This is a genomic window from Streptococcus sp. XMC (genome assembly GCF_021341835.1).
Classification (GTDB): domain Bacteria; phylum Bacillota; class Bacilli; order Lactobacillales; family Streptococcaceae; genus Streptococcus.
Window position 1 is genome coordinate 103,943 of sequence record NZ_JAJTNQ010000003.1, and the last position, 14,337, is coordinate 118,279.

General features: G+C 37.5%; 11 protein-coding genes. All 11 read right to left on the reverse strand.

Annotated features, from left to right (window positions below; all coding sequences use genetic code 11):
- Positions 1-247: 247 nt before the first annotated feature.
- The 11 genes from esaA to LXO72_RS07085 all read right to left on the reverse strand — a co-directional run bounded on the left by esaA (position 248) and on the right by LXO72_RS07085 (position 14,221).
- Positions 248-2,992, reverse strand: a complete 2,745-nt coding sequence (gene esaA / locus LXO72_RS07035; RefSeq protein ID WP_233331929.1) for a type VII secretion protein EsaA — start codon at positions 2,990-2,992, stop codon at positions 248-250.
- A 144-nt stretch (positions 2,993-3,136) separates the two neighbouring features.
- Positions 3,137-7,576, reverse strand: coding sequence for a type VII secretion protein EssC (gene essC, locus LXO72_RS07040; protein WP_233331930.1), 4,440 nt, complete (start codon positions 7,574-7,576; stop codon positions 3,137-3,139).
- Positions 7,569-8,705: a type VII secretion protein EssB gene (essB, locus tag LXO72_RS07045; RefSeq protein WP_154859018.1), complete on the reverse strand. Its 1,137-nt coding sequence runs from the start codon at positions 8,703-8,705 to the stop codon at positions 7,569-7,571. The genes essC and essB overlap by 8 nt, the downstream gene beginning before the upstream one ends.
- Positions 8,706-8,920: 215 nt before the next feature.
- Entirely contained in the window at positions 8,921-9,403 is a 483-nt protein-coding gene (gene essA / locus LXO72_RS07050) for a type VII secretion protein EssA (RefSeq protein ID WP_233331931.1), read from the reverse strand.
- A gap of 397 nt (positions 9,404-9,800) precedes the next feature.
- Positions 9,801-10,100 (reverse strand): DUF4176 domain-containing protein, encoded by a 300-nt coding sequence (locus tag LXO72_RS07055; RefSeq protein WP_233331932.1) that lies wholly within the window; start codon positions 10,098-10,100, stop codon positions 9,801-9,803.
- Between the two features lie 18 nt (positions 10,101-10,118).
- Positions 10,119-10,997 carry a beta-carotene 15,15'-monooxygenase gene (locus LXO72_RS07060; protein WP_233331933.1) on the reverse strand — a complete coding sequence of 293 codons (879 nt, stop codon included), beginning with the start codon at positions 10,995-10,997 and terminating at the stop codon, positions 10,119-10,121.
- A gap of 3 nt (positions 10,998-11,000) precedes the next feature.
- The gene (locus LXO72_RS07065; protein WP_233331934.1) at positions 11,001-12,464 is read right to left on the reverse strand and encodes a T7SS effector LXG polymorphic toxin; all 1,464 of its coding nucleotides are present in this window, start codon (positions 12,462-12,464) and stop codon (positions 11,001-11,003) included.
- Positions 12,461-13,120 (reverse strand): DUF4176 domain-containing protein, encoded by a 660-nt coding sequence (locus tag LXO72_RS07070; protein ID WP_233331935.1) that lies wholly within the window; start codon positions 13,118-13,120, stop codon positions 12,461-12,463. The genes LXO72_RS07065 and LXO72_RS07070 overlap by 4 nt, the downstream gene beginning before the upstream one ends.
- A gap of 27 nt (positions 13,121-13,147) precedes the next feature.
- Complete coding sequence (locus LXO72_RS07075) at positions 13,148-13,411, reverse strand: hypothetical protein (protein WP_233331936.1); 264 nt, start codon at positions 13,409-13,411, stop codon at positions 13,148-13,150.
- 17 nt (positions 13,412-13,428) lie between these two features.
- Positions 13,429-13,845 (reverse strand): DUF5082 domain-containing protein, encoded by a 417-nt coding sequence (locus LXO72_RS07080; RefSeq protein WP_233331937.1) that lies wholly within the window; start codon positions 13,843-13,845, stop codon positions 13,429-13,431.
- A 79-nt stretch (positions 13,846-13,924) separates the two neighbouring features.
- Positions 13,925-14,221 (reverse strand): WXG100 family type VII secretion target, encoded by a 297-nt coding sequence (locus LXO72_RS07085; protein ID WP_154859036.1) that lies wholly within the window; start codon positions 14,219-14,221, stop codon positions 13,925-13,927.
- Between the last annotated feature and the right edge of the window lie 116 nt (positions 14,222-14,337).

Genomic DNA, 14,337 nt, shown 5'->3' on the forward strand with positions numbered 1-14,337 from the left:
TAAAGAGAGAGTGGGACAGAAATCGGTAATTCGTTAGAATTCAATTTCGTCGTCCCACCTCCGCACAGTTGAGTAGGGCTGTAAAAGCTGATGAAATCAGTGTAGTAGAGCCCACTCAACCACTGCGTCTTTCTCAACAATCCAAAAATAATTGAGAGGCTAGGACTTTTGTCCCAGCCTCTCAAAATCTAGTTTCTATCGTCTACTACCATTGATCTAGAAGCAATCTTAGACAGCAGAATGACACCTATTCAAAGTGTTCCTCTTCTTCTTTTTCAGCAGCTTCTTCTCTCTTTTGACGAGAATACTCTCTGATCATCAATCCAGTAGCGATATTTGTTAGAAGCAAAATAACAAGTAGATAGGCCCATATTGGCGTAGTTGACAAGACACTCGATTGATTAGTCTTTTCAGTTACAATTGGTTTTGCCAAGAAGTTAAGAACTGCTTGGTTATCTGTTCCATTTGATCGAGCATTTGAAAGTACACCTTGGAAGTTATTATTAAATTCCGTGCTCTCTTCAATATTCTTGCTCTGATTCTTAATGAGCGTTTCGGTTTGTTGATGAACTTGCTTCACTTCTTCTTGAACTTTTTTGGACTGTTCTGATAAAGAGTTAAATTGTGTTTCCATAGAACCGATTACACTTCCATTTGAGTTAATCGTTTCAGAAGTGTTTTTGGTACTTGATGCAAGTCTGGTAACAATATCAAGCAAACCGTCACTACTTTCATCAGTTGTATAGATCTTATTAGTTGCTAAGCCATCTCCTGAATTTGTTGCAGAAACTTCTATGAGTTCTGGACCATTTTTCTGCCATTCTTCATATTCTTGTTTTAGCTTAGCACTTGCTGCTTGATACCATTTAGTTAGATCTTCGATACTGGTTGTAAAGTAATTATTTGGAAGTTCAGCACCTTGAAGTTGCGGAAGGGAATCTATCTGTGCTTGAAGCTGGTTTATCTGCATACTCAACTTAACATATAGGTCAATTCCTGATTTCCGATATTGATCAACATCTTTTTGTTGTAATTTATCGGCCACAGAAGTTGCCGAAATATTCCCATACATCTTAGCAATAGAGTCACCTGCTGGATTAGCAACATCAACAGCATAGGACGAGGATGGACTACCATAGATATTTTTAACGGTCGTTGCTGCCGTATCGATTCGGGAAAGTTGCTCAAAAACAGTAGACAAATCACTATGAATCAAAGCTTCACTACCCTTATTCTTGTCATAGAAGAAACTATACTGCATAGGTATCTTCTCACTACCAACCTGAAGATCGAACGAGATCGTGTTTAGACCATAATCAGGAGTATACTGGATTTGCAGTTGAATAGGGGTTGGATCTGAAATGGTTGCTGTACTTGGAACTACCGTAGCTGACTTAGCTCCATGAACTTGAACATTTGCAACACTAATTGGAGTAGCGTTGTATTTATTTGTTCCACTTTTCTCAGTTGTTACTTCTGGATAGACATTATCCAATGTCACTGTTTTTGAGTCAGTTGATGGTAATACATCATTAGCAACTGTTATAAATGTATAACCTGGCATTGACCCTGTAGTCGAACCTTTCACGCTAGCGTACTGTGTCAGTAAGTTTAATTTAGAATTATATGAAGCAATTTGTGCATCTGTTAAAGCACCCAGTTCCTTAAGTTTAGTAAATAGACTAGCGTAGTCAGCTGGGTTTACACTAATGGAGGCAATGGTGCTATTGACTTGATTGTCATAGTCTCCAGGCAATCGATCTGAGCTTGATAAAGTCGAAACCACCTGTTTAGCTAATGCTTCTCTTACACTATTTGTATCTACACCAGCACTGACAGCTTTCGTAATATCAGACTCATTATCTCCCAAAGTAGAGGTGTCTACAATAGTTCCATCAAAGTAGTTCTGAGCAACCTGCGTACGAGAACCCTCTAGAGACGTCTTTAATGCTGTTAATTCTGTTTGAGTTTGAGTAACTTGCGTTTGGAAACCAGTAATTCTTTGATTGTAGTTATCAATACGCTGAGATAATTGTACTAAATAAGATGGTGGGATATTTGGATCCGTCGGTATCTCAGTATTTCCAAAAATATTTAAAGAATCATTTGTACTATTGTATAAGTTTTGATACAAATTGTTATCTTTGTCATACTGATTCTTGGAAGAATTGCCTGCAACTTGGGCATTATGATTAGCAACTTGTGATTGCACTGCTTTATATTTTGAAATCGAATCAGTCTGCCCAAAAAGAGATTCTGCATTAGCTTTTAATAGATCCGTAGTTGAGGTTTTGAAATTTAATACAGACTGTTCGAAAGATCTGTTAGAAGATTGAACACTCTCCGCAATCGAAGGGATCGTATCTAAGGATTTTATACTTTGATCAGCCGGCTGTAAGATTGAAGTAGTCAAAGAATTATATATATTTGACTCATCGCCAACAATGGTATTCATCTGAATTTTAGCATCATCAAGATTATTAACGACACTTGTAAAGTACAAACGAATGGTTTCCTGGTTTAAGCTGTTAACGTATTCTCCTACTTGCTGAGCCATTTCAAGCGACTGTTCTTTTTTGACAGATTCTTTTACTTTGTAGGTGATTTTAGCCTTTTCAGGATTAAAACTAGACAGCTGTAAGACATTATGTGAAAAGTCTTTTGGAATATAAATAATTGCCTCTAGCGAATTATCTTTATATTGACTCTCCGCCTGGTCCCTAGACATGACTTTCCAACTAGTTTTTCCACTTTCATCTTTTGCTAACAATTTTGTAAAATCTTCACCAAAATTGTAGGAAACATTGTTTAGTTGGTCCCCTTCGTCCTGGTTTACAATCCCAATACGAAGGTGTGTCTTTTCCTTACTTCCAAGAACAAATGAAAGTTTATCTGACTGTGCCATATAGGCAAGAATAGCAACCGTCATCACCAAACATAAAATAATCAACCCTTTTCCAAGTAAGTATTTTTTAATTTTATTTATACTCATTATGGCTTTTTCTCCTAAAATGATTTTACCTTTTCATCAAAAAATATAAATGATGCTATTCCCCACAAGCAGTAGAAACAAAATCGCTTGTAGAGTTTCTTCTATTATAACACATTCAGAAAATCTTATGGAAACTTTCTGTATCTACTTGTCTTGTGGTATTCTCAGACGGTACACATCCCTACCAATAAATAGCTGAGTCTCATTGAGTTCCACCAATGGCTCATTGTATTTAGTACGACCAGGAACCACTTTTTGCTCATTGAAGGTGGTACCAAAAGTTCCCATTGGGACATTTTGTCGTAATCTCTTGAAGAATGGTGTAAATTTAGTAACGATACCGCTTTGGTAACCATGGAAAATCAAATGAATGTTTACCGCTGATGATTTTGTAAATAAAGTATTGACATCTTTATCCGTCAGCATAATCTTATCGCCGGTTAAGTTAATATCAGGCAGATAAACAAACATCGGTTGTTCTCTACGCATACCTGATTGAATAATTCCTAATAGCTCATTAAGGAATTGACCCATCGTAGCTTCCTCAATGATAGTATCAAAGTAGTCATTCATTCCAGTAAATCGTCCGTCGGTGTCTACCACTACGCGATTGACTTTCCCAGAAAAGGCTGAAAAAGCAGATAATAGCGTCCGTTCCAGACTATAGGTCTGAGAAGGTGTATCGTCCATCAACAGGATAAAGTCATAATTCATTGGTTCGATCGAGCGAAGCAATGTTGTTTCTTTATCATAACCAATTGGAATATTGAATAATTGACGTTCATTGTGAACGGCAGGATCGTCTTCAAATGTTTCAAACGTGATTTCATTTGCAAGCATCGGAACAGCTTCTGGTCGAGGTCCATCCCATGATCGATCCATTGATTCAATGGCAGTCTCAAGACTTTGCAATCGTTCAAGATTTGAACCACCCTCAGTTGCAAGATAAACTTGGAATCGAATTGGTTCATCAAATCGAATCTGACCACGACCAGGGATTACTTGATCAGCAAGAGCATCAAAGCCAATCAGATCTTTCTTGGAATCCTTATCTACCAAGTACAAGACAAATTGAGTAGCAAAGTTGCTTCGCATACTTAACTTCATAGTCGTATTCCGAAGGACTGTGACAATCAAATAAATTCCTAAGCTTGCCCCTTCTCGAAGCACCTGATGGAAAGCTGACTCGATAGAGCTTTCCAAAGGATGATCACGAACGGTGTCATATGAATCTACAATATTTAAAATAAATGGTAAAGACTGACCAGTTTTTTGCTCATACTGTTCAATGGAAGTGACGCCATATTCAGCCAATAGATCTCGACGTTTTTGAATTTCCTTCTGTAAAGCCTTCAAGAACTTCAATAATTTTTCTGAATCATCTAAATTGACGATATCCGCTACATGCGGCAATCCTTTCAACGGGAATAGCCCATTGGTTCCAAAATCAAATAAATTGAAATGCATCTGAGCTGGACTATTCAATCGAGCGAAGTTCATGACTAGCGTTTGAAGTGCTTGAGATTTACCAAATCCTGGTGAAGCATAAATGATACTATGACTGAATTCTTCCAGATCAAACTCTAACACATGTTGCGCTTGCTCTGAAGGTACATCCATTAAAGCAAAAGGAGCCTTACGGAGTTTATGTTCTGTCCATTTTGGAACTAAAAGTGGTGAGGTAATCTCATCTTTAAGAGGAGGTAACCACGGTTTTGTTGGCATACGAAGGTCGATACTCTTTGCATATTGTGCGATATACTCAACAACTGCATCAAGTTCCGTTTCGTCAGCATTAGGATCAATACTTACAGTCTCTTCTTCTAAATAAGAGAGATCTGTCGTTGCAAGTTCATATTGCCCCAGCTCATTGATCAACCAAATTCGATTATCAACTTCCTCTGTTCGTGATTTTACTGTAGGAGCATAGCGCGCACCACTCCAAGCTGATTGGAAGAGCTCATAAATTTCGTTATTGCCGACTTGCAAATAGGCACGACCTGGCTGAGTAATACTTGCAGCATCTGGAGTTTTGATAATTTCATTTGAATCAGCTTTTTCCGCAACTTTCAATGCTAATTTAAACCGAGAGTTAGACCAGATTTGGTCATTGACAACCCCAGAAGGTTTTTGAGTAGCAAGAATCAAGTGAATTCCCAAAGAACGTCCAATACGTGCCGCTGATACCAGCTCCGTCATAAATTCCGGTTCATTTTGCTTTAACTCAGCAAATTCATCTGAGATCAGGAATAGATGAGGCAATGGCTCTGTAGGGAAGTCTCCCTCGGCTCCTGAACGTCCCTCTTTGTATAATTTGGTATAGCCATTAATATGGTTAACTCCATATCTTCCAAATAGACGTTGACGTTTTTGCAACTCAGCTCTAATTGAAGCTAGGGCACGTTGAATTCCTGCTCCATCTAAGTTCGTGATGACACCCAATAGATGCGGTAAGTCTTTAAATAAGTTTGCCATCCCCCCACCTTTAAAGTCAATTGGAAGGAAGCCAATATCTTCTGGACTAAAATTCAATGCCAACGACAGCATATAAGACTGCAGAATTTCAGACTTACCTGACCCCGTAGTACCCGCCACAAGACCATGGGGCCCATGAGCACGTTCATGCAAGTTTAATTGGACAATATCATCCTTACCACGTACTCCAAGTGGAACTGCCAAGCTCTTAGACGTATCACCATTGACCCATCGACTGGCAATATTCAAATCATCAACATGTTCTACATTATAAAGCTCTAAGAAAGTAATTGCATCAGGGAGCGCATTCTTCTGCGTTTCCTCATGAATAAGGTTGCTTAGATGACGAATAGCTGGCTCGTAATCATTATTCATAGGGTAGGGAGTGAAATCTTGATTGACATATAGCCCCCTGTTATTGATTAATGTAGCGGTATCCCCATTTTTCAAATCAATCAGTGTGGTAACCGTCTCCGGTAATTGACGTCGACTTTCTTTAACCCAGATGACTGTCACCCCAAAGGAAGCCAAGTCCGGTCTTGAAAGGCTCTCATTAATCGCATGTCCAGATAACAATCGATCATCTGAAATGACAATTACGATCTGAGGCAAAAAGGTCCTCTTCTTTTGGTCAGCTTCTTGAAAACGAGACTGCAGTACTTGATACAGACTTGTCAGCACAGCGTCCTTTGTCCGATCATCATGAACAAATCCACGAACATTAATCATTGGTAATAGAAAATGAGGTAAAAATCTCCATTTCTTCCAAATTTGATCATAATCTTCTTGGGAGCTCAAATTAACAAAGATCACATCATGATAAGAGTGAAAAGCAGCAACTTGCAACAAAATTTGCTGAATGAACAACTGCCCCATATCGTGTTTAGCCACAAGTCCGACAATATTTTCAGCCAGTGTAGTGGTGACAGGAACTCCCTTTTGTTTCTCATAGGTCTTTAACAAATCTTGAGAAAAGATAGTTAATTTATCTTTGGTTAAATAGTCCGTTTGATAATCAATTTGAAGCTGGCTATCCATCTCACCCAATCCTAGTGAAACCGTCATGAAATCTTCATTGAAAGGCAAGCGTTCATAAAGACGTTCATCGTAATGCTTGATCATTTCAATCAACGTTTCTATATTCGGTTGCTGATAAAAAAGGATTTTCTTCTCTTCTGCATAGTGTTTTTGCAGAGTAGATACTTGCTTCAATAAGTACGACTCATAATCTTCAACCCTTGAAATCTTCTTTTGTTTGTACTCTTTCTTATCAGAAAAATAGCTTGTAATGGAGAAAGCCGCGGTAAGGATACTCATCCCCCCCATGCTCAGCATCATAATAGCATTTCTTCCCATTAAAACGACTACTAATCCAGAAAGAGCTACCATCCCAATGGGAGGAACGATTGCTCGCCAAATCGCATTTTTGGGTTTTGTCGGTGGATTCTTGGGCTTTTCAATTCTCTGTTTCTTATCGTAGATAGTAGGTAGCACACGCGGACTCCGCCGATAAACTGGAAAATTAGCAGGATAGATAGAGCTTTTAGCTTTTAATAATACGGTTTGGCTGTTAAAATGTGGTTTTTCCACAAATGAGGAAATTTTCCACTGATCCTCTAAAAACTCTACAAGGTAGTTCTCAACAAAAAGACTATCGCCTTGTTTAAAATCAGCAATCACATCAGCGGTACCCAATTGGTCATTTAGGTAGAAAACATTGCCATTTGGATAGACGTACACTTTATCGTTGGAAAATAGGACATAGGTATTTGATTGAATTTTGAGATCTGACTCTTTCTCTTTTGAGATAACAAAATCTTCAACCGGAGGCGACATATAACTGACAAAAATATTCTGCCCTTCGTCCAGTACATAGACCGTCTTCGTTCCAATGATATTTTTTCCCGTAGCCAACTCCTGTCCATTAGAGTATATCTTACCATTCCTTACCTTGAAAGAAAGTCCTTGGTCTTCAGCACTATCTCCCTCTGTAAAAGTGAGCAAAGAAAATCTATCACCAAATATAACTACTTTGATTTGATCCAATAAACCACTTTCTGTCGGATCCTTTTCTGTATTGTTAAATAATTTATTATTTTCCCTACTCATCTTTTTCGTTACCCACTTTTACCCCTAGTTTTTTAGAGAGCTCTTCAATTTCCTTACGATATTCACTCAATTTCTTTTGTTTGTCCGCACCCTTCATGTTTTTATCTTCACGGGTCTGTTCATACAAATTCGTATAGGCATGGAGGGTCAACTGATCATCTCCAATATTCTGAGCTAGATCGAGAGATTTTTTATAGTCTCCCCTTCCAAGATAGATCCAATAATCTAACAAATTCTCTTCGCTAGATGGAGTAATTGTATTCAAAACACTTGATTTCTGCTCTTCAGATAAGTCATCTAAGTGAACGTAGGAAGATGCTAAAACATATTTCGCTTCTTTACCTAATCGATTCACCTTGAATTCTTGTAATTCATCAGCCACATCATCATAGTGTTTAGAGATAAACTGACTTTGTGCACTGACAGTTGCTTTCTGAACAGGAATAGACCAAAAATAAAAATATGCTGCGAAAGCGCCTAACGTAATCGTCGCCACAGAAAAAATTCCCATCCCAATGGAAAAAATGCGCCAATTTCTTTTTGAGACTACGATCTTGGTCTTCTTTTCTTCTTGATAGGCCTTGTCATACGCTTCATTGATATATTTTACAACTTCATCATATGTCTTACAGGCGATAATATCTTGTACTAGTGAGTCACTAATAGCTGAGATACCATTCACCAAAAGCTCAAAATCAAGCTTTGGTCGAAGAATAGAGACAACCAGAGCTTTGTAGTTCATTAAGAAAGTCTCTGAAGTATAGGGAATTGGATTCATAATTCCTTCTAAACCATAATGAAGAATTTTGATGACACTTCCTTGTAAAAAGATATTTTTTGGATGAATGTAAGGAACCTTAAAGCTATGCTCAGAAAAAGTGATTGACTCCATCTTTTGAGCCAATTCCAAACGTTTGACCTCGGTCATTTCTTCAGCGATAAGATCTTTCAGACTATAGGAAAAGTTTGGCTTATCATACAGTAGAGTTAAGAAACCATTCTCTTCTAATGTCACTGTCGCATCCAAATAATTTTCAATAGTTGCTAGTTTTGGTCTAGAAAAGTGGCTTGGTGCCAAAACGACCTTAACCTTTTCCTTACTATGTTTAATATCAATTTTGTCAGTCATTTATGATTACCTCCAGCACGTCTCCATTTCCTAACGGATACTCCTTCAACGCTCTATGTTGCTCTATCCGCAATAACTTTCCTTGAACATCTAAATACCAATTGCTTTGACGAAGAGACAATAGCTTATCTAGATTATTTGAGCACATTAACTCCTTGACTTCTTGTAAAGATAAGGTCTTAGAAAATCGAATATCGATTTCCTTGTCCTTATATCTAATCGTTGCGTTTAAATAGTCTTCCCCCATGAAAAATCCTTCCTAAATAAATGCCACTTAATATCATTGCCACAATAAACAAGACTATACCAAGAATTGACCAGATCATCGTTGTTCCCGATTCTTGTCTATCTATCTTAATATTATCAGCAACCTGGTAATTTTGAAATAAAGTCTGACGATAGGCTTTCGTATCTACCCCATCTCCGCTCGACACTTCCTTTTTACTGAAATTTGATTGATTGGCAATTTTAATGATTTCTTGTGCGTTTGTCTTATTTTTTGTCGCTTCTTGCTCTATTCGATCCATGAACAAGTTCGGCGCATACATGTGCTCAATCTCATTACCTTGAGAACGCTGCTTCTTTTGCGTTACTGAGTCTGTTTTTAATTCCAGCTCACCATCTTTAGCATGAACCGTACTTCCTGAATAAAATAACAGCATCAGTAGCAAAAACAATTGACTAACTTTTTTCAACACTTCATCTCTGCTTTCTATATTAAAAAACTAGTAAATTTCCAGATTTAAAAAGGTGATCACTACTCACCAAACGTGAATAAATACTATCAAAAATTTATAGAATCTAACTATTTTAGTTTATCACGAATTATCGTAATATTCAAACGTATGATTAGACGTGTTTGGATACAAATCAATTGATAAACATTATTAATAAATTGAAACTATCCGTCTGACAAGTATATCTCCCAAAGACCACTAATTTCACCATCTTAAACGAGTTAATAAACAGCCTTATTTTTACCATCCCTTAGCAATTACTTTATTATAGTCTCAGAAACATTAAAATCGTAAATTAAAAATCGCTTTTATTCAAGCGATTTTTCTTTTATAGCGAATCATAATTAAGATTACTAACTTAATCCTCAACTTTCATTTTCGGTATATCCAAACCTTTTTCCCAGTCTTCATAGACTTCCATATACCGAATTTCTTCTTCATCTTCAAAACCTCTGAAGACAACCTTTTCAATACTTTCATGGTTAAAAAAAGCTGCATCTTCTGGGTTAATTCCTCTAGGATATACAACTCCTACGTAGTCTGAATAGACATTGGTTCCTTCTTGTTCCAGAATGGCACCCCGTCCAACGATCATCACTTTAACAGTGCCACCTTCCAAATAAACAATACTTCCTAATGGCAATAATTTTTCACTCATAATTTTACACCTTTTTTATTACTTATTTTCTTCTAGCTGACTATTCTTAACCAACTTTTTATAATAGCGTTTGCTATACCATTCGCGGTCACTAATCCCCAAATATTCTTTGTATTCCATCGGATACTTATAGATATAGTAGGCTTGAACAATATGGACATCAATGAGAAAGGCCACTAAATAAGCATAGATAACAAACCAAAGAATTAATACTAAACCGAAAGGATAAAAATACCACAAAACCGGTAACTTGTTTACCTGATGATAAATTAAAGATACTGGAAAAAGAAAGACCATTATACCTAGCGTAATCAATAAGACTTTCTTCAGAAGCACCTTTTCTCCTTCATCATTCAATCGTCGTTTCAAATTCTGGATTTTATTAACAATTATCCAGACAAAGAGAGCAATTCCTACTATCAGCTGAAGCCAGAAGCCCAGCAGAGTATAGGCATCATAGGCTACAGCACTTGCAAAGTAGAGCCCTGAAATAAACGCCCCAGATAACCACGGGAAATAAAAAGGAAAATAGGTCCAGAGTTGACTACTCAAGCGCTTTTTCGGCCAAAAAACTGGAATAGAAGCAAGAAGAAAACCAACATAGACTAGAATACTAACAGGCTTTAAAAAACCTCCTATAGATCGAATTAAGACAGCCGCATCATAAGAAAGATAACGAATGTCTGTACCTTTCCCTAAATTACTAGGCAAAGAGATTAATAAAAAATAGACCAGGATGCCAAAAAAGAAAAATACACAAAAAACAACTGTAAAGAGACGATTGAGAAGGCTCATATGGATAGGGTTTGGCATCCCTGCTGTTAATGAATACTTCCCACTGGTTACAATTTTCTTACTGTCTTCAAAATTAGCACCAAATAGACTTACTCTCTTCATTATTTAGCCTCCAAACCACGACGTAACGGTCTTCCATCCACTTGTTAGTGCTTTGCCAACATTTTTCACCGTCTTAACTGCACCATCATAAGCATCAAATGCTAAATTTTCTACTGAATTAAAGAATTTATCTCTTTCTTTTGGAAAAAATGTTCCAGCTAAACCATTTATTGTCCCATATGCCAATCCACCAAGTGCTCCTACAGGACCAAATTTTGCTCCAATAGCGGTTGCTTCCAATGGACCTGCATCCTTCATGGTTTCTATACCCGCATGGATGACGGATTTACCAACACTCTTATAAGCACGACTTCCTTTATCGTTATAGGCACTGACTCCATGATAGCCAGCTTCAGCAGCCATTATAGTCCATCCAGCAATATTGAGCCCTTTTCCAACTATCTTAATACCATTTTTGAGGGGACCATCAATCATATCAACTGTATCTTTGACCTTACTCACATACTTCCACGCCTTGGACTCAGTAATCGAAGTCATTACTGATCTAAATTTATTTCCTAATTTTGAATGGTAGAGTACATCCCAAAGTGATCGACCATCCTTACTATATTTTTGCCATAATTTGTTTAGAGCATCAAATCCTGACCTCTCCATGCTTTGATGAGAACTATGATCTCTCGCTCCTTTTACAAACAAATCATAGTAGCCTTCTAACAAATCCATACCATTGGACAAGCGATTGTAGTTTTCATTCTCTGATATTTCCCCTGCTGTTTTTTTCACAAAAAATAAGCCATCTACAGTTTTTGAAACTAAATTCAACATTTTTACTGGAGTTGAATTACTTACAGAATCTTGAATTTGATTGACAGCATTTAAAAAGTCATCTTTGTAGTAAAATGCCTTAGCTTCTTTTGATGTGAAAGAAGATTTGCCTGCAGCAGCCAAACCTCCCAAGGTAGTCTCCTGAGTCAGTAATAATTTACTAAAATCATCACCACGCTTCCAACCATTGAAACTTTCCATATTTGTTTTGGTATCCGTTAGAATGGTTTTACCTTCTGATAAAGGGGTTGTAATAGTACTAGCATCTGGGTTAGTCAGACTAATAATGTCAGAGATTGAGTCATAAATACTAGCTGTTTCTCTATCCACAGATGCGATATTAGTCTCGAGTCCTGCGAAGCTACCCAAAATTCCCTGCAAGTATTCTGTATCAATAATTGCATCTGCTGCAGTCTCTGATACTGTCGTCTGAAACTGTTCAATCGTTTTGTCATATTGAGCAGAGAGTACAGACATAGCATTGGAGAAATTCGTCATCAACGGAATTTGATGATTGCTAATCTTAGCATTAATTGCTGATTTGACATCTCCTTTAAGACTTTCGGAATTGACCAGATTCACAAATGAGGACTTGGCTGTCTCGATTTGATTTGAGAGTGATGTTTGTGAGGTAGACAAGGCCTTCTTTTGGTTCTGAACCTCTGTCATATCAATTTTCATCGATTTTCTCCTTCAGTACTATGTGTCAGGGAAAGAATATTATGGTGGAAATAATCCTTTCGAAATTGCTGATCAACATAGTCTTGATCAAACGTATCGCTGTACCCTTCATGAATAACCTGAGAAATTAAATAACTTGGAATAAACAATGGTTCCACATCTAATCTCATACCATAGGGATAAATACTCACCATATAATCTATATATTCCTTATCATCTGCCTCAGGAATAATCCTACGCCCCATGATAGTTGCCATAAAGGGAACTTTTGCATCCTCCATGGCAGATACTAACCCGTCAGGAAGTAAGTCGCGATCTAACTCTACCAAACTTCCTAAAGGAAGAACTGGGGCCAGAAGCAAGTCCGTATAGGATAACCAAAGCATAAAATCTTTCATTGATAGTTTGACTTCCGACTCCAAATACGTCATGCTTGCTTTGTCGCTTTCCCAGTCAAACTCCATCACAACGGATGTCCCAAGCAAACTACTGTAACTATACAGAGACTCTTTCTTAAAAATTACCAGTTGAAGCTTACGAAAAGCATCCGCCTGACCGACTAAGGAATAACCAACTTGTTCTAGAACAGCCTGCTCAGTTTCACTAATTTCTAATTGAAGCAAGGCCGTTTTGTATAAATCACTCATCTCATTCATTTATCTAGTTCCTTTCCGGTAACTTTCTTATTTAGCATTTGCCTGATTTTGGTCATCTGTCACTTTGTTTTCAGCAACTTGATTCATATGTGTGATATCATCAGCAGTAAAGGTTTTAAGAGCATCAATTACTTCATTAAAAGACTTAATATCATCATTAAAAGATGTGAAAGGTGTCATTGTAGTAGTTGCAAAACTCAACTCTGCAACATCTGAAATCCCAGAGACATTTGTATTGACAGTAGAAGTCAGGCCTGTCCAAACTCCATAATCCGTTCCTTTTGTTCCCATTTATCCTCCATCCTTTATCACGAACTTGCGTTATTTGCCGCCGCTTGATAATTCAACATATTATTGTAGGCTGTATCGGCTGCAGCCTGTAAATTCGCAGACTCCGTTTGGAGCTCCTCAATTTTATTGGCTATACTGGTTAAATTTGTATCATGGCTTGTTTTATTAGTCGTAGCAGCAGTGTTAGCTGCTTCATACTTCTCGGTATATTTAGCCTTACGATCGCCTTTGAACTGAGATTCATCTTCTCCTTTTATCTTCTCTAAGGCCTCTATAATGCCTGTTTGAAAATTATCTATTTGAGTGGATAGATTTGTCTTTGCAGTCTCTAGGCGTTTAATTTTTTCGTCGACCACTCCTTTTTGAGCGATAGCTTGGTCATAATTTTGCGATTCTTGATTCGCTAGACCTTGGTAGTAGGACGCATCTGACATTTTTACTCTCCTCTATCGAAATTTCAACTAAATTAAAGAGGGATAGGAAGTAATCCCATCCCTCCATTCCAGAGTCTTCTTATCCTTTAAAACCAAATCCAGATGCGTCTGCGTTGTCACGCTCAGCAACAGTATTAGCATAGCTAACCAATTGTTGATTAATAGAAGTCAACAACTCTTGGAATTTAACAACATCACCGTGTAATTGTTGATATTGCTCAAGGTAAGAATTAAAGGCACTACCTTGCCAGTGTGCTTGCATTTCTCCATTGGCACTGTTTACTGCTTGGATAGCAGCTTCAATTTGATCGCGAGCGTTTGAATAAACAGCGGCTTGCGAGGTGAGTTCTTCTGGGGATAGTGAAATTTCTGCCATAATTGGACTCCTTGTTTATAATTTATTTGTTCAAAAGTGAACAACTTATAGTAGAATTCTAACGCTTTTAATAGGAATTGTCAAGAGCATCCATATTATTTTATGATTTGGGCTTC

Bases quoted from the DNA above. Each gene is read 5' to 3' on its own strand.
- LXO72_RS07080 (WP_233331937.1), bottom strand. From the start codon at position 13,845: ATGTCAGATGCGTCCTACTACCAAGGTCTAGCGAATCAAGAATCGCAA.
- LXO72_RS07065 (WP_233331934.1), bottom strand. From the start codon at position 12,464: ATGAAAATTGATATGACAGAGGTTCAGAACCAAAAGAAGGCCTTGTCT.
- LXO72_RS07075 (WP_233331936.1), bottom strand. From the start codon at position 13,411: ATGGGAACAAAAGGAACGGATTATGGAGTTTGGACAGGCCTGACTTCT.
- LXO72_RS07060 (WP_233331933.1), bottom strand. From the start codon at position 10,997: ATGAAGAGAGTAAGTCTATTTGGTGCTAATTTTGAAGACAGTAAGAAA.
- esaA (WP_233331929.1), bottom strand. From the start codon at position 2,992: ATGAGTATAAATAAAATTAAAAAATACTTACTTGGAAAAGGGTTGATT.
- LXO72_RS07055 (WP_233331932.1), bottom strand. From the start codon at position 10,100: ATGAGTGAAAAATTATTGCCATTAGGAAGTATTGTTTATTTGGAAGGT.
- LXO72_RS07085 (WP_154859036.1), bottom strand. From the start codon at position 14,221: ATGGCAGAAATTTCACTATCCCCAGAAGAACTCACCTCGCAAGCCGCT.
- LXO72_RS07070 (WP_233331935.1), bottom strand. From the start codon at position 13,120: ATGAATGAGATGAGTGATTTATACAAAACGGCCTTGCTTCAATTAGAA.
- essB (WP_154859018.1), bottom strand. From the start codon at position 8,705: ATGACTGACAAAATTGATATTAAACATAGTAAGGAAAAGGTTAAGGTC.
- essC (WP_233331930.1), bottom strand. From the start codon at position 7,576: ATGAGTAGGGAAAATAATAAATTATTTAACAATACAGAAAAGGATCCG.